Raw genomic sequence first — 22,259 nt, forward strand, 5'->3', positions numbered from 1 at the left:
ACGGCGACAACGGGAGACGGCATGAGGTACCTGGTCAGGGAGCGGCTGTTCGCGATCGGCGACGACTACTGGATCGAGGACGAGGGCGGTCGCAAGGCCTACCTGGTGGACGGCAAGGTCCTGCGGCTGCGCGACACCTTCGAGCTGAAGGACGCGACCGGCGAGGTGGTGGCGGTGATCAAGGAGAAGGCGTTCACCGTCCGCGACGCGATGAAGATCGAGAACGCCGACGGCGACGTGGTCGCGACCGTCCGGGAGAAGCTCTTCACGCCGTTCCGCGACAAGTACCGGGTGGAGCTCGCGGCCGGCGGCGAGCTGACGGTGCACGGGAACCTGATCGACAAGGACTACCGGATCGAGGACGACAACGGCGACGAGGTCGCCCGGATCTCCCGCAAGTGGTTCCGGATCCGGGACACCTACGGCGTGGACGTCGCCGAGGGCGCCGACGCCGGGCTGCTGCTCGCCGTCGCGGCCTGCGTGGACCACCTGGTGGACGAGGAGGACTGAGGCCCGGCGACCGGGGCGGGTGGCGGGCCCGCGTCGGCGGCCGGCGCAGGCCCGCCGGCGGGACGGGGCCGCGTCCCGGGGGGATGCGGCCCCGCGGTGCTGATCCGCTTCCGACCCGCGCGGGCCCGGGGTCCATGGGATATGTTTTGCCGATCCTTGACCCGCGCGGAGACGGTCCGGTGCGGCGGCACCAGATTCGGGGGAGCGCCCATGAACGACATCCTGCACGGCCTCGGCGTGGCGGCGGCGTTCGGCGGCGTGGGCGTGGTGCTGCTGCTCCTGGGGGTCGGGCTGGTCGACCTGCTGACCCCGGGCAGGCTCGGGCGGCAGATCTGGGTGGAGCGCAACCGGAACGCGGCGGTGCTGCTCAGTTCCGCCCTGCTCGGGATAGGCGGCATCGTCTTCACCGCGATCCTCTACACCTACGAGGAGTTCGGCAAGGGGCTCGCCTCCACCGCCCTGTTCGGGCTGCTCGGCCTGGTGCTGATGGCGGTGGCCTTCTGGGCGGTGGACCTGCTGACGCCCGGCCGGCTCGGCGCGATCCTGGTCGACCCCGAGCCGCACCCGGCGGTGTGGGTGACGGCCAGCTGCAACCTCGCGGTGGCCGCCATCGTCGCCGCGGCCATCGCCTGACGTCTCCGGCGCCTGGCCGGCGTCGCCACCCGCCCGGTGCTCACTCCCCCGGGCCGGGCCGTCCGCGCGCGTTCAGCCGCGGGCCAGCCGCTCCGTGAGCCGGGCCCTGGCCGCCGGCCACTCGTCCGCCAGCATCGAGAAGTAGACGCTGTCGCGCCAGGTGCCGTCCGGGCGCCGGCGCTCGCGGCGGTGGATGCCCTCGAAGGTGGCGCCGAGCCGCAGGACGGCGTTGCGGGAGCGCTCGTTCAGGTGGTCGGTCTTCCAGAACACCCGCCCCATCCCCAGGTCCTCGTAGGCGTGCGTGAGCATCAGCAGCTTGGCCTCGGTGTTGACCGCGGTGCGCCAGGCCGACCTGGCGTACCAGGTGCCGCCGATCTCGACGAGCTCGTTCTCGGCGCTGAAGGCGTGGAAGCCGGTCATCCCGATCGCACGGCCGTCCCGCAGGTCGATCACGGCGAAGACCACGGCGGTGCCGGCGTCGATCTCGGCGAGCCGGCTCTCGATCACGGCGCCGAGCTCTTCCGGGGTGCGGGGGGTGGCGGTGGGGATCCAGCGCCAGACCTCCTCGTCCCCGCCGACGGCGGCGAAGAGCTCGGACAGGTGGTGCCGGCCGAGGGGCTCCAGGCGGATGTGGCGGCCGGTGAGGGTGACGGGCGCGGGCAGCTTGGCGGTCATGGTCGGCAAACTAGCCCGAGATTGCACTAGATGCAACTGGTTATTGAACTAGTGCATAAAGTCGGTGGCAGTGACGGCCCGGATCCCGGCTTCCGGCCGGGTCGCAGACGGCGCCGGGAACGCCGAAGGGCCCTGCGGCGAACCGCAGGGCCCTTCGTGCAGCGGGGCCGGTCCCGCGCGGAGGCGGACCGGACGTGCCGGGGCGGACTAGACGAACGAGTTGATCTGGATCGTCTCGGTCCGGCCCGGGCCGACGCCGATGGCGGAGATCGGGGCGCCCGACATCTCCTCCAGCGCCTTCACGTACGCCTGGGCGTTCTTCGGCAGGTCGGCGAAGGTCTGCGCCTTGCTGATGTCCTCGGTCCAGCCGGGGAGGTTCTCGTAGATCGGCTTCGCGTGGTGGAAGTCCGACTGGTTGTACGGGAGCTCCTCGACGCGCCGGCCGTCGATCTCGTAGGCGACGCAGACCGGGATCTCCTCCCAGCCGGTGAGCACGTCCAGCTTGGTCAGGAAGAAGTCGGTCAGGCCGTTGACCCGGGTCGCGTAGCGGGCGATCACCGCGTCGAACCAGCCGCAGCGGCGGTCACGGCCGGTGGTGACACCGCGCTCGCCGCCGATCCGGCGCAGCGCGTCGCCGTCGGCGTCCAGCAGCTCGGTCGGGAACGGGCCCGAGCCGACGCGGGTGGTGTAGGCCTTCAGGATGCCGATGACCCGGTCGATCTTGGTGGGGCCGATGCCGGCGCCGGTGCAGGCGCCGCCCGCGGTCGGGTTCGACGAGGTCACGAAGGGGTACGTGCCGTGGTCGACGTCCAGCAGGGTGCCCTGGCCGCCCTCCAGCAGGACGACCTTGTTCGCCTTGAGCGCCTCGTCCAGGACGAGCGTCGTGTCGGCGAGGTAGGGGCGCAGCTTGTCGGCGTAGCCGAGGTACTCCTGGACGACCAGGTCGGCCGGGATGGCGCGGCGGTTGTAGAGCTTGACCAGCAGCTGGTTCTTGTCGTGCAGGGCCGCTTCGACCTTCTGCTGCAGGATCGACTCGTCGAAGAGGTCCTGCACCCGGATGCCGACACGGTTGATCTTGTCCGCGTAGGTCGGGCCGATGCCGCGGCCGGTGGTGCCGATCCGGCGCTTGCCGAGGAAGCGCTCGGTGACCTTGTCCAGGGTGCGGTGGTACGGGGTGATGAGATGGGCGTTGCCCGAGATCAGCAGCTTCGAGGTGTCGATGCCGCGCTCGTTCAGGCCGCTCAGCTCGGAGAGCAGGACACCCGGGTCGATCACGACGCCGTTGCCGATCACCGGCGTCACATTCGGGCTGAGGATGCCGGAAGGGAGCAGGTGCAGGGCATACTTCTGGTCGCCGATGACCACCGTGTGACCGGCGTTGTTGCCGCCCTGGTAGCGGACGACGTAGTCGACGGAGCCACCGAGGAGGTCGGTCGCCTTCCCCTTGCCCTCGTCCCCCCACTGAGCGCCAACGAGCACGAGTGCCGGCACAGGCGTACACCCCTTCCGGTTGGGGCATCCTGCGTAGGCCGCAGTCTGCCCCGAGATAGACGAAGCCCCTGGCGCAATAGCGCAAGGGGCTCTTGCACCGAGAGATTACCTGAGGAAGGACCGGTCGTGTCGTCCCTGTCCACGCCCGCATCCCACGCTGCCACCCCCGGCAACGGCGAGCCACTGCTCGTCCTGCTCGACCCGGCCGCCAAGCAGACCGACGGAGAGTCGGTCCGGATCGCGAAGGATGTGCTCTGCGGAGGCGCGGACGTCAAGGTGGCGCACCCGGAGAGTCCCTCCGAGCTCGACCGGGTTCTTTCGCACCGGGGCCGTCGGCGACCGGTGGTGATCGGATCGGATCTGGCCCTGCAACGGGTGCTGCAGGCCCTGTACCGGCAGCGTGAACTGGGCAGCGACCCGGTCGGGCTGATCCCGGTGGGCCGGCCCGCGGAGCTGAACGCGGCCAGGGCGCTGGGGGTGCCCGCCGAGCCCGTACGGGCCGCCCGGGCCGTCCTCACCGGCTCCCCGCGCGAGCTCGACCTGCTGGTGGACGACGGTGGCGGGGTGGTGCTCGGAGCGGTCCGGATCGTCGGTGCGGGAGTGCGCCGCGGACTGGGCCGGACGGGCGGCTGGCGTTCGCTATGGGCGAAACTGGCTGCGGCCGAGCAGGCGACCGCCACGGCGTCCGAGCGCGGCGGCGAGCACCCCGAGGCCCGGCTGCGGGTGGAGGCGGACGGGCGGCTGCTCGCCGACGTCCACCGGCCGGTCCGGGTGGTCCAGGTCAGCCTGCCGCTGGGCGAGGGCGCCATGGAGATCGTGGTGCGCGCGCCGGGTGCGCTGGTCCGGGCCCGGGCCGGCTCGGTCACGGTGGCCGGGCGGGGCTTCGACTACGAGGCGGACGGGCATCCGGTGGGCCCGGTCCGCTCCCGGACCTGGACGGTGCACGCCGCCTCCTGGCGACTGCTGCTGCCCGCGGCCTGAGCCCTGAGCCGGCCGGGCCGTGGCCGGGGCCGGCTGCCCGTGGCGCAGCGGGCCGGCGGCGGAACGGGCCGGGGAGGGGCGGAGCGGTGCCGGCCCCCGGGGGCGCGCCGGCGGCGGCCCGGGCGGGTGGCCGGCCCCGGGTGAGCAGGGTCACGTTTTGCGGGGGCGGCGGTCCCGGGCCGGCGGTCGCGGCCGTGGGTCAACAGGGGCGCTCCGCAAGGCAGGGGGGGTGGTCCGGCCGATTCCGGGAATCGAAATGCGGTTCCGGTAAGGGGTTTTGTCTACGCGCGTCGCCGGTGGATCGTCCGACCCCGGGGCCCTCCCCCGTTCGGGAAGGCTGTGCCAACTGCCCTAGACTCGAAGACGTGCCACGTGGTGACGGAAGACTCAACCACGATCTTCTTCCCGGCGAGAAAGGCCCCCAGGACGCTTGCGGCGTCTTCGGTGTCTGGGCTCCCGGCGAGGAGGTCGCCAAGCTCACGTTCTTCGGCCTTTACGCCCTGCAGCACCGTGGACAGGAATCCGCGGGCATCGCAGTGAGCAACGGCTCCCAGATTCTCGTCTTCAAGGACATGGGACTTGTCTCCCAGGTCTTCGACGAGGCCTCCCTGGGGTCCTTGCACGGGCATATCGCCGTCGGACACGCCCGCTACTCGACCACCGGTTCCTCGGTCTGGGAGAACGCCCAGCCGACCTTCCGCGCGACCGTCAACGGTTCGCTGGCCCTCGGGCACAACGGAAACCTGGTGAACACCGCCGAACTGGCGGAGATGGTCGCCCGACTGCCCGGTGAGGAGCACGTCTCCCGGTCCGGCCGCAGCGCCGCGACCAACGACACGGATCTGGTGACAGCCCTGCTCGCGGGCCACCCTGAGCTCTCCATCGAGGAGACCGCCCAGCTGGTGCTGCCCGAGGTCAAGGGCGCCTTCTCGCTCGTCTTCATGGACGAGCACACGCTCTACGCCGCGCGCGACCCGCAGGGCATCCGCCCGCTGGTGCTCGGCCGGCTGGAGCGCGGCTGGGTGGTCGCCTCCGAGACGGCGGCGCTGGACATCTGCGGCGCCTCCTACATCCGCGAGGTCGAGCCCGGCGAGCTCATCGCCATCGACGAGAACGGCATGCGCACCAGCCGCTTCGCCGAGGCCAAGCCCAAGGGCTGCGTCTTCGAGTACGTCTACCTGGCCCGCCCCGACACCTCCATCGCCGGCCGCAACGTCCACCTCTCCCGCGTGGAGATGGGCCGCAAGCTGGCCAAGGAGGCGCCCGTCGAGGCCGACCTGGTGATAGCGACCCCGGAGTCCGGCACCCCGGCCGCGATCGGCTACGCCGAGGCCAGCGGCATCCCGTACGGCTCCGGCCTGGTGAAGAACGCCTACGTGGGCCGCACCTTCATCCAGCCCAGCCAGACCATCCGCCAGCTCGGCATCCGGCTCAAGCTCAACCCGCTCAAGGAAGTCATCGCGGGCAAGCGCCTGGTCGTCGTCGACGACTCGATCGTGCGCGGCAACACCCAGCGCGCCCTGGTGCGGATGCTGCGCGAGGCGGGCGCCGCCGAGGTGCACATCCGGATCTCGTCGCCGCCGGTGAAGTGGCCCTGCTTCTTCGGCATCGACTTCGCCACCCGCGCGGAGCTGATCGCCAACGGCATGACCGTCGAGGAGATCGGCCGCACGCTCGGCGCGGACTCCCTGGCGTACATCTCGATCGACGGCATGATCGAGGCCACCACGCAGCCCAAGGACAAGCTCTGCCGGGCCTGCTTCGACGGGGTCTACCCGATGGAGCTGCCGGACCCGGCGCTGCTCGGCAAGCTGCTCCTGGAGGCCGAGATCAAGGGCAGCCAGCAGCCCCCCGCCGTCCGCGGCAAACCGCACTCCGGAGCGGACCTGGACGGTGTCCAGTCGCTGCTCGGCGGCGGTGGCGCGGCCGACGCGCTGCGACGCCCGTAGTTCTCCCGCTGCGGGGCCCGTCACCGGGCCCCGCAGTTCGTTCACCCCCCTGACCCGAGAGGGCCGCACGCAGTGACCAGCAACGAGAGCGGTGCCACCTACGCCGCCGCAGGTGTCGACATCGAGGCGGGCGACCGCGCCGTCGAACTCATGAAGCAGTGGGTCAAGAAGGCCAACCGCCCCGAGGTGGTCGGTGGCCTCGGCGGCTTCGCCGGACTGTTCGACGCCTCCGCCTTCAAGCGCTACGAGCGGCCGCTGCTGGCCTCCGCCACCGACGGCGTGGGGACGAAGGTCGCCATCTCGCGGGCGATGGACAAGCACGACACCATCGGCCACGACCTGGTCGGCATGGTCGTCGACGACCTCGTGGTGTGCGGCGCCGAGCCGCTGTTCATGACCGACTACATCTGCGTCGGCAAGGTCGTCCCCGAGCGGGTCGCGCAGATCGTCAAGGGCATCGCCGAGGGCTGCGCGCTGGCCGGCTGCGCGCTGGTGGGCGGCGAGACCGCCGAGCACCCCGGCCTGCTGGGGCCGGACGACTACGACGTCGCGGGCGCCGGCACCGGCGTGGTGGAGGCCGACGCGCTGCTCGGCGCCGAGCGGGTCCGCGCGGGCGACGTGGTGATCGCGATGGCCGCCTCCGGCCTGCACTCCAACGGCTACTCGCTGGTCCGCCACGTGCTGCTGAACGAGGCCGGCTGGAGCCTGGACCGCAAGGTCGAGGAGTTCGGCCGGACGCTGGGCGAGGAGCTGCTGGAGCCGACCAGGATCTACTCCCTGGACTGCCTGGCGCTCACCCGCGCCACCGAGGTCCACGCCTTCTCGCACGTCACCGGCGGCGGCCTGGCGGCCAACCTGGCCCGGGTCATCCCGGCCGGCCTGCACGCCCGCCTGGACCGCGGCACCTGGACGCCGCTGCCGGTCTTCCAGACCGTCGCCCGGGTCGGCAAGGTGGCCACCCTGGAGATCGAGAAGACCCTGAACATGGGCGTCGGCATGGTCGCCGTCGTGCCGCCGCACTCGGTCGACACCGTGCTGGCGATCCTGGAGGACCGCGGAGTGGAGGCCTGGCTGCTCGGCGACATCGTCGACCGCACCGAGGAGCACACCGACGGCGCGGCCCTCTACAACGCGTACGAGGGCTTCACCGCGGGCTGAGCGGGCCGCACGGGAGCCCTCCGCCGCTGACCGGTGGAGGGCTCCCGGCTGTCCGGCCCCGGCCCTTCCCGGACGCCGGATGTGCCCCGGCCGCCGGCCGGGACACGAGGTCCGGGCGGGTGCCCGACCGGTCCGCGGGAACGGCGAAAACCGGCCTGGCGCACTGGGCACCAGGCCGGTCAGGCCAGGCTGTGACTACGCGCGGCGGCGGGCCTGGGAGTGGCCGCTGTCCGCCTCGGTGTCATCCTCTTCGTCCTCGTCGGCGTAGAGATTCGCATACGCCGCGTAGGGGTCGTCCTCGTCCTCTTCCTCGACCGGCTCAGGGCTGATCGGGATGGAGGGCGAAACGCCCAGCTCGCTGGACAGACGGTTGGCGTCGAACCCGCCGCTGTTGTACTTCAGCTCGCGGGCGACCTTCGTCTGCTTGGCCTTGGCCCGGCCGCGCCCCATGGGTCGACCCCCTCAACGATGGGGCTCACGGCCCCGAGTCTGACACGTGTTCATGATCAGGAGCGGCCTGCCCGAATGGGGAGAACCGTCCCTTGGAGCATTAACGGTACCTGTTTCTGCCGCCGGGCGGTACGTCGTCAGTGTGACGTGGCGCGCACCGCCCGCACCCGAGACCCGGTCTTTCCAGGTCACAGGCGGTTTTCCGGAGTTCAGCAAGCTGTCCGGAGGTGATTCAGGTCCGTCGTTCCAGGCTCGATTATCCCCCCAAGGGGGGTCCGGGATCGCCCGATCGGGTGCGGAAGTGAGAATCCGGTTCCACATTGTGATGCGTGGGGGACGGGGGATGACCCCGGAGGGCGCCCCGCCCCCCACGCCCCGGTCAGTTCGCGCGGGTGCCCGGCAGCAGGATCGTCCGCAGCGAGCTGATCTCCCGCATCCGCTTCTCCGCCAGGCGGTCGGCGGCGACGGCCGGCGGCACGCCGTCGGCGGTGGCCCGGGTGAAGATCTCCAGGGTGGTGTCGAAGATCTTCGTGGCCTTGTTCTTGGCCCGCTCGAAGTTGAAGCCCTGGATCTCGTCGGCGACCTGGATCACGCCGCCGGAGTTCACCAGGTAGTCGGGCGCGTACAGGATGCCGCGGTCGGCCAGGTCCTTCTCGACACCGGGGTGGGCCAGCTGGTTGTTGGCCGCGCCGCAGACCACCGCGGTGCCGGCGGCGCCGAGCGCGCCCACCGTGTGGTCGTCCAGCGCGCCGCCCAGGGCGCACGGGGCGTAGACGTCCAGGCCCGCCGCCAGCAGCGCCGCCGTGTCGGCGACCACCTCGACGTCCGGGTGGGCCGCCCGCACGCGGTTGACGGCCGCCTCGGAGACGTCGGTGACGACCACGTGCGCGCCGTCCGCGACCAGGTGGCCCACCAGGTAGTGGCCGACCTTGCCGACGCCCGACACGCCGACCCGGCGACCGCGCAGGGTCGGCTGGCCCCAGCGGGCCCGGGCGGTGGCCCGCATGCCCTGGAAGACGCCGAAGGCGGTCAGGATGGAGGAGTCGCCGGCGCCGCCCTGCTCGGGCGAGCGGCCGGTGACGAAGGCGGTCTCGCGGGCGATCACGTCCATGTCCTGGACGTAGGTGCCCACGTCGCAGGCGGTGATGTAGCGCCCGCGCAGGGACTCCACGAAGCGGCCGTAGGCGCGGAGCATCGCCTCGTTCTTGTCCGCGTTCGGGTCGCCGATGATCACGGCCTTGCCGCCGCCCAGGTCCAGGCCGGCCAGCGCGTTCTTGTAGCTCATGCCGCGGGAGAGGCGCAGCGCGTCCTCCAGCGCCTCCTCCTCCGTGACGTACGGGAAGAAGCGGGTGCCGCCGAGGGCCGGGCCCAGGGCGGTGGAGTGGATGGCGATGATCGCCTTGAGTCCGGAGCTGCGGTCGTGGCAGAGCACGACCTGCTCGTGGCCGTCGCCGGGGGCGCCGTCCTGCTCGGTGCGGAAGATCCTGCTGAGCACGCCGGGTGCGGGGTGCGTCGCGGATGCGGTCTGTACGTCGGTCACTGTGGTGACTCCAGTATCCGAGGCCCGCTGCTGTGGTGCGGGCGCCTATGGCGAAGAGTAGTCCGAGGGGGCCGGGCGATCGCCCCCCTCGGGAGGTCCCGGGCGGGGAACCGGCCCGGGCCGGGGCCACGCCGTTCCCGTGCGCACCCTCCCGGCCCGTGGGTGGTGCGTGCGACGATGCAGAGCGTGACCGCCGTGCGCACCTCCGTGCTCCCGCCCTACACCGCCCACCTGCGTGTCTACGAGCCGCTGGCCGCCTTTCCCGAGCCCGACCGGGCCCGCTGGCAGGCGTACGCCGCGGCGCACGGCCCGGACGCGGGCGCGGTGGAGCAGCCGGTCGCGCGGGCGGCGCTGGAGGAGCAGCGGGCGGCGCTCGCCGACCTGGTGGGGCGCACGCCGCGCCCGCTGCCCGAGCGGGAGAGCGACCGGGCCTTCGTGCGGGCCGTGGACGGGGTCACCTACGTCTGTCCGTGGGCCACCCGGCTGCGCAGCTGGCAGGCCCTGGACGAGCTGCGTGAGAGCGCCCCGGTGGCGCTGCTGGACACCGCGCTGCCGCCGGCCGCCCGGGCGGCCGCGGAGGCGGACCGGGAGCGCTGGCGGGCCGGGCACCCGGACGCCCGGCCGTGGATCCTGACCAACCGCTGGGAGGTGCCGGTGCGCTGGTTCCTGCCGTTCGGGGAGGAGGACCGCTGCTTCGTCCCGCCCGCCCCGGCCGGTCCGGAGGAGGGGGATGAACCGGTGGCCGCCGCGTTGTTCTACCTGACGCCGATGGCCCAGGCCCGGCGGCGGGTGGCGCGGGCCTACCGGGCGCTGCGGACGGGGGTGGTGCGGGAGGAGGCGGCGCTGGGGGCGGAGCGGATCGGGCGGTGGCTGGAGGAGTTCCACCCGCGCTCGCTGGTGGAGCTCGACTACGGCGGGCTGGTGCACCTGCTCGGGCCCGAGCGGCTGGCCGAGGACCGGTCGGCGGGGGAGCTGGAGGAGGGGCTGGCGGCGTTGCGGTCCGGCGACACGGCGGCGGCGATGTCGGCGTACGAGACGGTGACGCTGCGCTGGCGGCGGGTACTGGCCCTGCGGCACGCGAACTGACGGGACGGGGCGGCCGGGCCGGCAGGAGGGGGATGAGCCCGTGTCAGGGCGGCGGGGTGCGCCGGGCGGTGGGGCGCTCGGTGGGGTGGTCGGCGGGGCGGTCGGACCGGAAGGGGCCCTTGGGCCCGGGGCTCGTGACCTAGGTCCCGGTTCGGGTCAATATCTGTCGAACGTGACACTACTCACCGTTGACGTGAACTTACCCCTATGTGTAAAAATGGGACAACCAGCCCACCTCCACACGAGCATGCCCACTTTTGGGTGGTTCTGGAGTAGATGTGTGCTTTGTGGGGAATCAGCGGGTCTGGCCCCATGATAACCGAATGTCACGAAATAGTGACTGCCCGTTATGGGATGGTCCATCGCCATCCGTCGCTCTTGGCCCCGGTAGGGGCCAATTTTGGCGGTTTGGCCGATGGGGCTGGACGGATGGTGTAGTTGTAGACACCAGGACAAGCCGTTCGTCCTATAACCGACTCGGCCTGTGTATGTCATTTCGGGCATCGCGGGCCAAGGTGCAGAATTTGAAGGATAGAACCGCCCTGGTTCGGTTCTCCGAGGAGGCCGCTCATGACCGCTCGTACCCCTGATGCTGAGCCACTGCTGACACCGGCAGAGGTCGCCACCATGTTCCGCGTGGACCCGAAGACGGTTACGCGTTGGGCCAAGGCAGGCAAGCTCACGTCCATTCGCACGCTCGGCGGTCACCGCCGCTACCGTGAGGCGGAGGTGCGCGCTCTGCTGGCCGGTATTCCGGCTCAGCGCACCGAGGCCTGACAGCGCCAAAGGCTCTTTTAGATCGAAGGGATCGTCTCCCAGACTCCGCCGGGTCTGGGAGACGGTCCCTTCGGCGTTGGCCGGAGTCCCCTATCGGGTGGCCGGAATGTTTTCTTCCGGGTAACGATCGGATATCTGTGGGGCGGGGGGGATTCCCGGCTAATGGCAGTGCAATTTTATATATTAAATTAGTGCCGTCCTGAGGGGGGTCGCCGGTGTCCGGTCTCAGGAAAGGGCACGTGATGACCGTCACACTCGGGATGCTTGTGGTCTAGACCTGAGCTGGGGTAATCCCGGCCTCCGGGGGTCGCGGGGTCCCGGCGCCGCCACCGGCGACCTCCCGTCGCCCCCGGCACCTCCGGGCGGCCCGACGGCCGTGCCGGGGCCCGTCGACCCCCGCGGACCCCCGGGGACCATCACCGACCCCCGCCGACTCCTGCCGAGCAGTGGAACCGGGCTGACCGGCCAGGGCTGACGCAGGGTGGCACGGGCCGGCACGGGCTGACCGGACGTCAAACGCAAGAGGCCCGGAACCTCGCGGTTCCGGGCCTCTTGTCTACTGCGATCCTGACGGGACTTGAACCCGCGACCTCCACCTTGACAGGGTGGCGAGCTAACCAACTGCTCCACAGGACCAGATTTTCACTCTGTCGTCCGCCGGCTTGCGCTGCGAACAAGACAGATCGTACTGCATGGTGGGCCCCCAGGTCGAACCGGCTCCCGAGGGCCCTCCGCAGCTCACAGCGTCGCCTGCGCCGCCTCCATCGCCTTCATGATCCGCTTCTCGGAGACGGGGGTCGGCGTGCCCAGTGACTGGGCGAAGAAGCTGACCCGCAGCTCCTCGATCATCCAGCGGATCTGCCGGACCTCCGGGGTGGGCCGGCGCCCGGCCGGCACCGCCGCCAGCAGCTCGCCGTAGGCCCGCTGCACCTGCTGCACCTTCAGCAGCTGCTGGGCGTCCCGCTGCGGGTGGTTGGGCAGCGCCTCCAGCCGGCGGTCCACCGCGAGCAGGTAGCGCTTCAGGTCGCCCAGCCGGCGCCAGCCGGTGTCGGTGACGAAGCCGGGGTGCACCAGCGAGGCCAGGTGCAGCCGGATGTCGTTCACCGCCGTCAGCAGGACCGGACTGCTCACCGTCTTCAGCCGGGTCGAGGCCTTGTGGAAGGCGATCAGCGCCGTCGCCGTCTTCAGCGTGGTGTCCGCCGAGACCTCGTACAGGTCGGCCCGCACCTTGTCGAAGAGCTTGCCGAAGGCCGCCTCGTCCCAGGCCGGGCCGCCGGCCGCCTCCATCAGGCGGTCGGTGGCGCAGGCCACGATGTCCTCGAACAGGGCCGGGACCGAGCCGTGCGGGTTGTGCGACAGGGCGAGCTTGGCCTGGTTGCCCAGGCGGCCCTGGATCGACTTGGCGGGCGAGTTGGTGGTCAGCATCAGGAGCCGGCGGGTACCGGCCCACATGGCCGCCTCCTGGGCCTCGGCGGTGTCGAACAGCTTCACCCCCGCCGTCGCGCCCTCGTCCACCAGGGCCGGGTAGGCGCGCAGCGAGTGGCCGCGCGAGCGCTGCTCGAAGGTCCGCTGGAGCACCGGGAGGGAGGCCGGCCAGGCCGTCAGCCCGCTCTGCTCGATGCCCTGGCCGGAGGCCGCCGAGGAGAGCGTCTCCTTGAGCTTGGGCTTCAGCTTCAGCCGCAGCTCCTCCAGGTCCTTGGACTCCGCGAGCTTCCGCTTGCCGTCCACCACCCGGAAGGTGACCTTGAGGTGCTCGGGCACCCGCTCGTCGTCCCAGGCCTCCGGCGGGATGGTGACCGCCGTCAGCCGGCGCAGGATGTGCTCCAGCGAGGGCAGCAACGGCTCGGCGGACCCGAAGATCCCGGCCGCCTGGCGCTCCCTCACCTGGCGCAGCGCGGCCCGCGCGAAGTCCGGCGCCGGCACGAAGTTGCGGCGCACCGCCTTCGGCAGGGCCCGGATGTAGGCGGTGACCAGCTCCTCCCGCAGCCCCGGGATCTGCCAGTCGAAGCCCTCGGAGGTGACCTGGTTGAGCACCGGCAGCGGGATGTGCACCGTCACGCCGTCCGCGTCGCTGCCCGGCTCGAACTGGTACGTGAGCTTGAAGCGCAGCTTGCCCTGCTGCCAGTAGTCCGGGTAGTCCTCCTCGGTGACGCCGCCGGCCGCGTCGTTGATCAGCATCGACTTCTCGAAGTTGAGCAGGTCGGGCTGGTCGTGGCGGGTCTTCTTCCACCAGGAGTCGAAGTGCCGGGTGGAGACGACGTCCTCGGGCAGGCGGGCGTCGTAGAAGTCGAAGAGGGTCTGGTCGTCGACCATGATGTCCCGGCGGCGGGCCCGGTTCTCCAGCTCCTCGACCTCGCCGAGCATCCGGCGGTTGGCCGCGAAGAAGTCGTGGTGGGTCTCCCAGTCGCCCTCGACCAGCGCGTTGCGGATGAACAGCTCGCGGCAGAGCTCCGGGTCGATCCGGCCGTAGTTGACCTTGCGCTGGGCGACGATCGGCATCCCGTACAGGGTCACCTTCTCGTAGGCCAGCACCGCGCCGGCCTTCTTCTCCCAGTGCGGCTCGCTGTAGCTGCGCTTGATCAGGTGGCCGGCCAGCGGCTCCACCCACTCCGGTTCGATCCTGGCGTTGATCCGGGCCCAGAGCCGCGAGGTCTCCACCAGCTCGGCCGACATCACCCAGCGCGGCGGCTTCTTGAACAGGCCCGACCCGGGGAACACCGCGAACCGGGCGGCGCGCGCACCGGCGTACTCGCGCTTCTCCACGTCGTACAGCCCGATGTGCGAGAGCAGGCCGGCCAGCAGGGACTGGTGGATCCGGTCCGCGTCCGGCTCCGCGTCGGGGTGGGGCTCCTCGATCGTGACCCCGAGCTGCTTGGCGACCGTGCGCAGCTGGGTGTAGACGTCCTGCCACTCCCGTATCCGCAGGTAGTTCAGGAACTCGGACTTGCACATCCGGCGGAAGGCCGAGGAGGAGAGCTCCTTCTGCTGCTCCCTGACGTAGCGCCACATGGCCAGGTACGCGAGGAAGTCGGAGGTCTCGGAGTTGAAGCGGCGGTGGCGCTCGTCGGCGGCCTGGCGCTTCTCGGTGGGGCGCTCGCGGGGGTCCTGGATGGAGAGGGCGGCGGCGATCACCATCACGTCCCGGACGCAGCCGTTCTTGTCCGCCTCCAGGACCATCCGGGCCATCCTGGGGTCCACCGGCAGCTGGGCGAGCTGCCGGCCCAGCGGGGTGAGGCGTTTGCGCGGGTCCTTCTCGGCCGGGTCGAGGGCGCCCAGCTCGTGCAGCAGGTTGACGCCGTCCTTGATGTTGCGCGAGTCCGGCGGGTCCAGGAAGGGGAAGGCCGCGATGTCGCCGAGCCCGGCCGCCGTCATCTGCAGGATGACCGAGGCCAGGTTGGTGCGCAGGATCTCGGCGTCGGTGAACTCGGGCCGGGAGAGGAAGTCCTCCTCCGAGTACAGCCGGATGCAGATGCCGTCGGAGGTGCGGCCGCAGCGGCCCTTGCGCTGGTTGGCGCTGGCCTGGCTGACCGCCTCGATCGGCAGCCGCTGCACCTTGGTGCGATGGCTGTAGCGGGAGATCCGGGCGGTGCCCGGGTCGATCACGTACTTGATGCCCGGGACGGTGAGCGAGGTCTCCGCGACGTTGGTGGCCAGCACGATCCGTCGGCTGGAGGAGCGCTGGAACACCCGGTGCTGCTCGGCGGAGGAGAGCCGGGCGTAGAGCGGGAGGACCTCGGTGAACTTCAGCTTCAGCTTGTTGAGGGCGTCCGCGGTGTCGCGGATCTCCCGCTCACCGGAGAGGAAGACCAGGATGTCGCCCGGCCCCTCGGCCTGCAGCTCCTCGGCGGCCTCGCAGATCGCCTGGATCTGGTCGCGGTCGCGGTCCACGTCGCCGCGCTCGTCCTCGCCGTCCTCGTCGCCCTCGTCCAGGATCGGGCGGTAGCGGACCTCGACGGGGTACGTCCGGCCGGAGACCTCGATGATCGGGGCGTCGCCGAAGTGGTTGGCGAAGCGCTCCGGGTCGATGGTCGCCGAGGTGATGACGACCTTGAGGTCGGGGCGGCGGGGCAGCAGCTGCTTGACGTACCCGAGGATGAAGTCGATGTTGAGGCTGCGTTCGTGCGCCTCGTCGATGATCAGGGTGTCGTACTGGCGCAGCTCGCGGTCGGTCTGGATCTCGGCCAGCAGGATGCCGTCCGTCATCAGCTTGACCAGGGTGTCCGGGCCGACCTGGTCGGTGAAGCGGACCTTCCAGCCGACCGCCTCGCCGAGCGGCGTGTGCAGCTCCTCGGCCACCCGCTCGGCCACCGTGCGGGCGGCGATCCGGCGCGGCTGGGTGTGGGCGATCAGGCCCTTGACGCCGCGGCCCAGCTCCAGGCAGATCTTCGGGATCTGGGTGGTCTTCCCGGAGCCCGTCTCACCGGCCACGATCACCACCTGGTGGTCGCGGATCGCCGCCAGGATGTCGTCCTTCTTCTGGCTGACCGGCAGCTCGGCGGGGTAGGTGATCTCCGGGACGGCGCTGCGGCGCTGCTCGACCCGCAGCTCGGCGCGGTCGATGTCCGAGGCGATCTCGGCGGCGACCTTCTGCCAGGCCTCGGGCTTGCGGACCCGCCGGGCGCCCTCCAGCCGGCGGCCGATCCGCTGCTGGTCGCGCAGGGTCAGCTCGGGCAGGCGGGCGGCCAGCTCACCGATGCCGGGCCCCCGGTCGGGACCCTTGCTGAGGCCGCCGTCGGGGGCGTCGGCGGACTGGGCTACGGGAGAACTCACTGCGGGCATCCCTCTAGGTTCGCAAGGAGGTGCGGCGGCGCGCACCTCAGTTTTCGAGCCCCTCCAGTGTCACAGCCCCCGGGTCCGAGTAGCGAACGCCCACCGCACCGGCGCCCCGGGCCGGCCGGGCGCGCCGGCCACCGGGAGCCGCAGCGGCGCGGCCGGCCTCACCGGGTGGGGGCGAAGTCGCCCCAGACCGAGGCGCCGGTGTCGGCCGTCCCGGCGTCGGCGCGGTAGGTGTCGTCCTTGGCGTCCCGTCCGCCCGGCGCGTGGTCGTACCGGCCGGCGAAGAGGTGCTGCCCGACCGGGACGGTCCGGCCGGCCCGGAGGGTCCACCGGTAGACGAGGACGTCGCCCTCCCGGCGCACGGCCACGGTGAAGTCGGCGGCGGGCAGGGTCTGGACGGTGCCGGCGTCCTGGACGCCGCCGGTCTGCGGGATCCGCAGTTCCACGGTCAGCGAGGTGAGCGGGGTACGGGTCTTGATCGTCACGTTGCTCTGCGCGCGGGTGCCGGTGCTGCTCGGGTCCACCGAGCCGTCCGCCCAGAGCGGGCCGTCCGTGGTGTGCGGGCTGCCGGGCGGGGGCCCGCCGGCCGGCGTGGTGGGCGTGGACGGGGCCGCGGATGAGGCGGTGGGGGACGGCGGGGCCGGGGTGGCCGGGGTGGCCACGGAGGTCGGTGAGGACGGCGAGGACGGTGGAGGGGAGGTCGTCGGCGGCACCGGGGCCGGGGTCCGGGTCGGGGCGGTGGGTCCGGTGACCGTTCCCGGCCGGGGGGCCTGGCCCCGGACGACGGAGGCCACCGCGAACCCGCCCGCCACCAGGGTCCCGGCGGTGGCGAGCGTGGCCACCAGGACCCTCGGCCAGGACGCCGGGCCGGCGGACCGGGGCCGCGGGCGCCCCGGCCGGGCCCCCGGGGAGGTGCCGCGCTCCACCCGGGCGAGCATCCGGGCCCGGTCGGGCCGGTGGGCCGCCGCCGCCTCGCGCAGCCGTGCGCGCAGGTCCTCGTCCATCAGGTCCTCCTCCCCACCAGCTCTTCGGCGGGGCGCCCGCCCAGCATCCGTTCCAACTCGGCCATGCCCTTGGAGGTCTGGCTCTTCACCGTACCGACCGATATCCCGAGGGCCAGCGCGGTGTCCTTCTCCGAGAGGTCGAAGGCGTGCCGCAGCACGACGCAGGTCCGTTTTGCGGAACGGCAGCCGGCTCAGCGCCGCGCGGACGTCCACCACGGCCGCGACGTCCGGACCGTCCGAGGGGTCGGCCCGCCGCGCCCAGAACAGCGTGACCCGCCGGCGCTCGCGTACGGCGCTGCGGATCCGGCCGCGGGCCAGGTTGGCGACCACGCCGCGGGCGTAGGCGACCGGATGCCCGGCCGCCCGCACCCGGTCCCAGCGGTGCCAGAGCGCGACCAGCGCGTCCGCGGCGAGGTCGTCGGCGGTGTCCGGCTCGCCCGTCAGGAGTTGGGCGAGCCGGGCGAGCTCGGCGTAGTGGCGCTCGAAGAAGTCGTGGAACTCCGCGGATGCGTCGTCGGCGGCCATGCCGGAGGAGACCTCTCCGTGTGAGGTGCCCGGCCTGCGAAGGCGGGCGGGCCCGGGACGGTGACCGGGTGGTCCGGGCTCGCGGGCGGTGGCCCGCCCGCGCGGCGGCGGCCCTACCGGGCGAAGGTGCCGGACGCGGTGAGCACGCCCGCACCCGCCGTCCTGGCGAGCGCGGCGGGCAGGCCGGCGGCGGGCTGGAGGCCGGCGGTCAGCGTGGGGGTCCAGTCCACGGTCGTCCTGATCTTCTTCGAGTTGACGGCGTTGTACGCGGCCACCAGGTCGGTCGGCTGCCCGTTCACCAGGTTCCCGCCACCCGCCACCGCGCCGGTGCCGTCCCCGCTGAGCAGCTGCGAGGCCTTCCGGTCCGACGACAGGGCCCAGTAGTTGTTCTGGGCCACGACCTGGGCGCCGGCTCGGGAGTTGATGCTGTAGCTGTGGGCGTACCCGTTCAGTTCCGCCGTCTCGTAGTAGTTGTCGTACAGGTGGATCCGGCCGACCCGGGCCAGCGGCGCCCGCTGGACGACGCCCTGGAACACGTTGTGGTGCAGGGTGACCCGCAGCCCGTGGTCGGAGTCGCTGCTGCCGATCAGCATGGTCTTGTCGTGGTTGGTGAAGCGGTTGTACTCCACCGTCACCAGGTCCGAGGCGTTGGTGATGTCGAGCGCGCCGTCGTGCACCTGGTACTCCCGCCCGAAGTAGGAGGGGTTCGACCGGTCGTAGTGCGGGCCGTCGCCGAAGGTGTTGTGGTCGGCCCACACGTGGGTGGAGCCGCGCAGCGTCACCGCGTCGTAGGCGGAGTTCCAGTTCCCCGAGGAGCCGTCGATGGGGTCCCACTGCGGGAAGCAGTCCCGGGTGTCGCCGAAGGTGAGGTTGCGGATGACGACGTTGTCCGCGCCCTTCACCTGGAGGCTGCCGCCGGTGATCGTCGCACCGGTGCCGGGCACCCCCACGATGGTGGTGCGGGACGGCACGGAGAGCACCACCCGGGCCGCCTGCCGGGCCTGGGCGGCGGCCCGCGCGCTCTCCTGCGAGCCGGACGGCAGCTTGGAGCGGCCCCAGGAGGCCGGGTCGTACGCCTTCAGGTAGGCGGTCAGCGAGTACCCCGTTCCGGAGGCGTAGTCCGCGCAGGTCAGCGCCTTGCCCGCGTCGTCGGTGTTGGCGTCGACGACCCCCCGGACCTGGATGATCCGCGGTGCGTCGGCCGGACCGGCCTTGAGCGCCCTCGCCAGTTCCGCCCGGGTGGAGACGGTGAACACGTGCGCCGCGTCGGCGGCCTTGCCGCCGGTGGTGCCCGAGCCGCTCGCGGCCCAGCCGTCAGCGGCCGGCAGGACGGCGTGGCCGAGGTCGGCGGCGGCCGCCTGCGCGCTGACGACCAGTGGCACCGAGCCCAGGCCGACGGCGGTCAGCAGGGCGGCGCCGAGGACGGCGAGGCGCCGGCGGGAGGGGGAACGGCGGTGCGGGGAGGCAGACACGTGAGGGGGGTCCTAACGGTGAGGGGGTGCTGTCCGGTCCTCAGTTGCCGCCGTCCGGGGAAAGGTTGCCGCCCGCTCCCGGGACATTCCGCGGCCGTCGGGGAAGCCCCCCGAAGTCCGTTGCCGTCGGGGAAGCAGCCCCCCGGAAGTCCGTTGCCGTCGGGGAAGCCCGCCTGGGGCCCGCGGCCGTCACTTCTTCCGGGTGGCCTCCCGCCAGATCAGCCGGGGGATGCCGGGCTTCACCGCCGTCGTGACCACGCCCATGGCCCGGCGGACGAAACGCCCCCCGGCGAGCTCCCGCAGCATCGCCGCGGCGAGGTCGGCGCGTGCGGTGAACACCCCGTCGCCGCTGTTCTCGGCCACCTGGTAGTCCGTCACCACCGGGTGGTCGAAGAGCCCGGACGGCCGGGCGATCGTCCAGTCCAGGTCGCTGTCCGTGAGCAGCGCCTCCATCCGGCGCATGTCCTCGTGCGCGGTCCGGGCGATCACCCGGTTCACGTACGGGTCCAGGACGTGGTTGAAGAAGAGGGCCCCGCTGGGGCGCCAGTGCGGATCGGTGACGCTGGAGCTGACCACCAGCAGCCGCTTCACCCCGTGCCGCCCCATCGCCGCGAGGGCGTTCCGGGTGGCCGACGAGTAGAGGTCGACGGGCCGGCGCCCGGGTGGCACGCCCAGTGCGGACACGACGGCGTCACTGCCCCGCACCACCGCGTCGAGCGCGTCCGGGTCGGTGGCGTCCGCGCCGACCGCGGTGAGCCCCGCCGCGGCCGGCAGGCTCGCGGCGCGCCGCGACACCGCGGTGACCTGGTGGCCGGCGGCCAGCGCCTGCCCGGTGAGCTCACGGCCGGTCGGGCCGGTGGCGCCGAGAACGACGATACGCATGCGATCACTCCCTCACCCCGCCCCGGCGGTTCCGGGGCTCTGGACGCCTTGACACTGCCGGGGCGGGCCGCGATATTCCACCGTGATGAATAAATCCAGAGGCCGCCCGCGCGGCAATCCGCCGACCAGGGAGCTCATCGTCGAGGCCGCCCGCGGCCTGTTCCTGCAGCACGGCTACCGCGGCACGACCGTCCGGGCGATCGCCGCCGAGGCGGGCGTCGACTCGGCCCTGATCAGCTACCACTTCGGCTCCAAGCAGGGCCTGTTCGGCGTGGTCACGCAGGTCCAGTGCGCCCGGTCGCTCGCCCTGGCCCCCGCGCTGGCGGGCGACCCGGCCGGCCTGCCGGACCGCCTGCTGCGGGCCGTCACCGACCTCTGGGACGACACGGCCTTCAACGAGCTGGCGGTGCAGAACGAGGACGTGATGCGGGTCTTCCGGGAGTACCTGGACCAGGAGGTGCTGGCCAGGATCGCTGAATATCTCGGCGGCCCCGACGCCACCGAGCGGGCCGCCGCCGCCGTGACCGTCATCGGCGGCCTGATCTTCACCCGCTACCTCAACCCGCTCCCCACCCTCGCGCGCCCCACCTCGGCCGAGATCCGCAGGATCCTCGCCCCGACCCTCCGGGCGGCCCTGCAGCCCCGCACCCGCCACGGCCTGGCGCCCCGCCGCCCGCCCGCCGGGGCGATCGGCGCCCGGCGTCCCTGAGTGGTGCCCGGCGCTCCTGAACGGCGGGGGTGCGGCCGGTCGCCGGCACCGCGTCGTGCTCACGTTCGACGGTTCCCGATGAGTAGGACGTGGCGGAAACGTGTTCGCCGTTCCGGTGTCGTCGCTATACGATCACTCGGCCGGCCGCTGTCCAGTCGCGGCGGAGCTCACTCGTATTCAGATCCCGGGGGACCGTTGAAGATCCGTCGTTCGCTCGCCACTGCCGTCCTCCTCGCCACGGCCGCCGCACCCATCGCCTTCGGCGCCACCCCGGCGCTCGCCGACAGCGCCCCCGCGGGGCAGGAGCAGGCCGACCCGGCCGGGACGAAGGTGGACGAGGAGAACCGGGCGGCGATCGAGAAGCTGCTCGTCTACCCGAACGACTACCTGATCACGGCCCCGAGCAACTACCTCCGCGAGCAGGTGGCGATCGTGCTCGCCGGCACCCCGGCGGACCGGGCGCACTTCCTCGCGGCCGAGGTGGACCGGATCCGCCGGGACGACGCGCGGATCGCGATCCTGCGGCTCACGAACGGCGCCGGTCCGGTCCTGAAGAAGGCCGGCTTCGCCGCCTTCGAGTCGGACGACATCGAGGTGTTCCGCGCCTTCCTGAACGTGGGGCAGTTCGTGGCCCGCGCGGAGGACGAGAACCGGGCCGAGGTCCAGCGGATCCTCGACGACCCGAACAGCGGGCCGGGTGTGCGCGAGGGCGCGGAGAAGGCGCTCGCCGGCACCGCCGCGGAGGTCGAGCAGTTCCTCAAGGTGGGGGTCAAGAACGCTGCGGAGCACGACGACCGGGTCCTGCTCAGCCAGATCATGTTCCGCGGTGGCCCGGCGGTGCAGAAGGCCGCCAACACCGCGATGTCCGGCACCATCGAGGACGTCCGCGCGTTCCTGAAGACCGGGCAGTTCGTGGCCCGCGCCGAGGACGAGAACCGCGCCGAGGTCCAGCGGATCCTCGATGACCCGAGCACCGGCCGGCACGTCCGGGAGGCGGCGGCGAAGGCGCAGGCCGGCACCGCCGCGGAGGTCGAGCACTTCCTCAAGTCCGAGCTGGAGCCGCTGCGGGCGAGCGACGACCGGATCCACGTCTCCCAGATCATCGAGGCCGGCGGCCCCGAGGTCCGGAAGGCCGGCACCGCCGCGCTCAACGGCGCCATCACGGACGTCCGGGCCTTCCTGAAGGAGGGCCAGTTCACGGCCCGCGCCAAGGACGAGGCCGCCGCGAAGGCCGCTGCCGAGGCTGCCCACGGCAACGCCGGCACCGGCACCACGGGCACCACCGTGGTCCCCGCCTCCGCGACCACCGCCAACACCGGCACGGCGACCACGGCGACCACCTCGACCGCGGGCACCACGACGGGCACCCGGGTCGCCGGCGGCTCGCTGGCCGCCACCGGCGCGACCGCCCCGCTCGGGCAGCTCGCCGGCGCCGCCGGCGCGGCCGTCGTGCTGGGCGCCGGCGCGGTCGTCGTCTCGCGCCGCCGCTCGCCGCAGGCCTGATCACCCCCTCCGCCGGTCGGCGCGCCGATCGCGCCGGCCGGCGGAGGTTCTCCGGCGTACCGGCTCGGCCGGTACGGACAACGCCCCCGAGCGATTCGCTGCGGGGGCGTCGGCATTCGTCGACGCGGCACCCCGCGA

Annotated in this window: 17 protein-coding genes, 1 tRNA gene and 1 pseudogene; 9 read left to right on the forward strand and 10 right to left on the reverse strand. The window is 72.4% G+C overall.

The window, feature by feature from the left end; all coding sequences use genetic code 11:
- Positions 1 to 21 precede the first annotated feature (21 nt).
- Together ACFTWP_RS09645 and ACFTWP_RS09650 are read left to right on the forward strand one after the other, a co-directional pair.
- Positions 22 to 510, forward strand: a complete 489-nt coding sequence (locus tag ACFTWP_RS09645; protein WP_380263742.1) for an LURP-one-related/scramblase family protein — start codon at positions 22 to 24, stop codon at positions 508 to 510.
- Between the two features lie 210 nt (positions 511 to 720).
- Positions 721 to 1,143, forward strand: a complete 423-nt coding sequence (locus ACFTWP_RS09650; protein ID WP_380263744.1) for a DUF350 domain-containing protein — start codon at positions 721 to 723, stop codon at positions 1,141 to 1,143.
- A 72-nt stretch (positions 1,144 to 1,215) separates the two neighbouring features.
- On the opposite strand, the gene ACFTWP_RS09655 is transcribed toward ACFTWP_RS09650, so the two are convergent.
- Positions 1,216 to 1,818, reverse strand: a complete 603-nt coding sequence (locus tag ACFTWP_RS09655) for a GNAT family N-acetyltransferase (RefSeq protein WP_380263746.1) — start codon at positions 1,816 to 1,818, stop codon at positions 1,216 to 1,218.
- Positions 1,819 to 2,025: 207 nt separating this feature from the next.
- On the reverse strand, positions 2,026 to 3,309 hold the full coding sequence (locus ACFTWP_RS09660) for an adenylosuccinate synthase (RefSeq protein WP_380263748.1): 1,284 nt from the start codon (positions 3,307 to 3,309) through the stop codon (positions 2,026 to 2,028).
- Positions 3,310 to 3,444: 135 nt separating this feature from the next.
- On the opposite strand from ACFTWP_RS09660, the gene ACFTWP_RS09665 reads away from it, so the two are divergent.
- From ACFTWP_RS09665 to purM, 3 genes are all read left to right on the forward strand, one after another.
- Positions 3,445 to 4,290: a diacylglycerol kinase gene (locus ACFTWP_RS09665; RefSeq protein ID WP_380263890.1), complete on the forward strand. Its 846-nt coding sequence runs from the start codon at positions 3,445 to 3,447 to the stop codon at positions 4,288 to 4,290.
- 365 nt (positions 4,291 to 4,655) lie between these two features.
- Positions 4,656 to 6,239, forward strand: coding sequence for an amidophosphoribosyltransferase (gene purF, locus ACFTWP_RS09670; protein WP_380263750.1), 1,584 nt, complete (start codon positions 4,656 to 4,658; stop codon positions 6,237 to 6,239).
- 72 nt (positions 6,240 to 6,311) lie between these two features.
- Entirely contained in the window at positions 6,312 to 7,397 is a 1,086-nt protein-coding gene (purM, locus tag ACFTWP_RS09675) for a phosphoribosylformylglycinamidine cyclo-ligase (RefSeq protein WP_380263752.1), read from the forward strand.
- A 195-nt stretch (positions 7,398 to 7,592) separates the two neighbouring features.
- On the opposite strand, the gene ACFTWP_RS09680 is transcribed toward purM, so the two are convergent.
- Both ACFTWP_RS09680 and ACFTWP_RS09685 read right to left on the reverse strand, forming a co-directional pair.
- Positions 7,593 to 7,847 carry a DUF3073 domain-containing protein gene (locus ACFTWP_RS09680; protein WP_380263753.1) on the reverse strand — a complete coding sequence of 85 codons (255 nt, stop codon included), beginning with the start codon at positions 7,845 to 7,847 and terminating at the stop codon, positions 7,593 to 7,595.
- A 379-nt stretch (positions 7,848 to 8,226) separates the two neighbouring features.
- A complete protein-coding gene (locus tag ACFTWP_RS09685) occupies positions 8,227 to 9,387 on the reverse strand; it encodes a Glu/Leu/Phe/Val dehydrogenase dimerization domain-containing protein (RefSeq protein WP_380263754.1) in 1,161 nt (386 codons plus the stop codon).
- Between the two features lie 177 nt (positions 9,388 to 9,564).
- Here ACFTWP_RS09685 and ACFTWP_RS09690 point away from each other — a divergent pair, with 177 nt between their 5' ends.
- The gene (locus ACFTWP_RS09690) at positions 9,565 to 10,473 is read left to right on the forward strand and encodes a hypothetical protein (RefSeq protein WP_380263756.1); all 909 of its coding nucleotides are present in this window, start codon (positions 9,565 to 9,567) and stop codon (positions 10,471 to 10,473) included.
- Between the two features lie 570 nt (positions 10,474 to 11,043).
- Positions 11,044 to 11,250 carry a developmental transcriptional regulator BldC gene (bldC, locus tag ACFTWP_RS09695; RefSeq protein WP_014137253.1) on the forward strand — a complete coding sequence of 69 codons (207 nt, stop codon included), beginning with the start codon at positions 11,044 to 11,046 and terminating at the stop codon, positions 11,248 to 11,250.
- Between the two features lie 562 nt (positions 11,251 to 11,812).
- Here bldC and ACFTWP_RS09700 read toward each other — a convergent pair.
- From ACFTWP_RS09700 to ACFTWP_RS09725, 6 genes and pseudogenes are all read right to left on the reverse strand, one after another.
- A tRNA-Asp gene (locus ACFTWP_RS09700) sits at positions 11,813 to 11,886 on the reverse strand.
- 102 nt (positions 11,887 to 11,988) lie between these two features.
- Complete coding sequence (gene hrpA, locus ACFTWP_RS09705; RefSeq protein WP_380263757.1) at positions 11,989 to 16,020, reverse strand: ATP-dependent RNA helicase HrpA; 4,032 nt, start codon at positions 16,018 to 16,020, stop codon at positions 11,989 to 11,991.
- A 167-nt stretch (positions 16,021 to 16,187) separates the two neighbouring features.
- The gene (locus ACFTWP_RS09710) at positions 16,188 to 17,030 is read right to left on the reverse strand and encodes a hypothetical protein (RefSeq protein WP_380263758.1); all 843 of its coding nucleotides are present in this window, start codon (positions 17,028 to 17,030) and stop codon (positions 16,188 to 16,190) included.
- Positions 17,030 to 17,555 (reverse strand): annotated as a pseudogene (locus ACFTWP_RS09715) (SigE family RNA polymerase sigma factor). The gene ACFTWP_RS09710 and the pseudogene ACFTWP_RS09715 overlap by 1 nt, the downstream one beginning before the upstream one ends.
- Positions 17,556 to 17,668: 113 nt before the next feature.
- On the reverse strand, positions 17,669 to 19,027 hold the full coding sequence (locus tag ACFTWP_RS09720) for a polysaccharide lyase family 1 protein (RefSeq protein WP_380263760.1): 1,359 nt from the start codon (positions 19,025 to 19,027) through the stop codon (positions 17,669 to 17,671).
- 189 nt (positions 19,028 to 19,216) lie between these two features.
- Positions 19,217 to 19,909, reverse strand: coding sequence for an NAD(P)-dependent oxidoreductase (locus ACFTWP_RS09725; RefSeq protein WP_380263762.1), 693 nt, complete (start codon positions 19,907 to 19,909; stop codon positions 19,217 to 19,219).
- 85 nt (positions 19,910 to 19,994) lie between these two features.
- Between ACFTWP_RS09725 and ACFTWP_RS09730 the strand changes: the two genes are divergently transcribed.
- Together ACFTWP_RS09730 and ACFTWP_RS09735 are read left to right on the forward strand one after the other, a co-directional pair.
- Positions 19,995 to 20,618, forward strand: a complete 624-nt coding sequence (locus ACFTWP_RS09730) for a TetR family transcriptional regulator (RefSeq protein ID WP_380263764.1) — start codon at positions 19,995 to 19,997, stop codon at positions 20,616 to 20,618.
- 195 nt (positions 20,619 to 20,813) lie between these two features.
- A complete protein-coding gene (locus ACFTWP_RS09735) occupies positions 20,814 to 22,121 on the forward strand; it encodes an ALF repeat-containing protein (protein ID WP_380263766.1) in 1,308 nt (435 codons plus the stop codon).
- Positions 22,122 to 22,259: the final 138 nt, after the last annotated feature.

The sequence above is a fragment of the Kitasatospora sp. NPDC057015 genome, from assembly GCF_042673745.1.
GTDB lineage: Bacteria > Actinomycetota > Actinomycetes > Streptomycetales > Streptomycetaceae > Kitasatospora.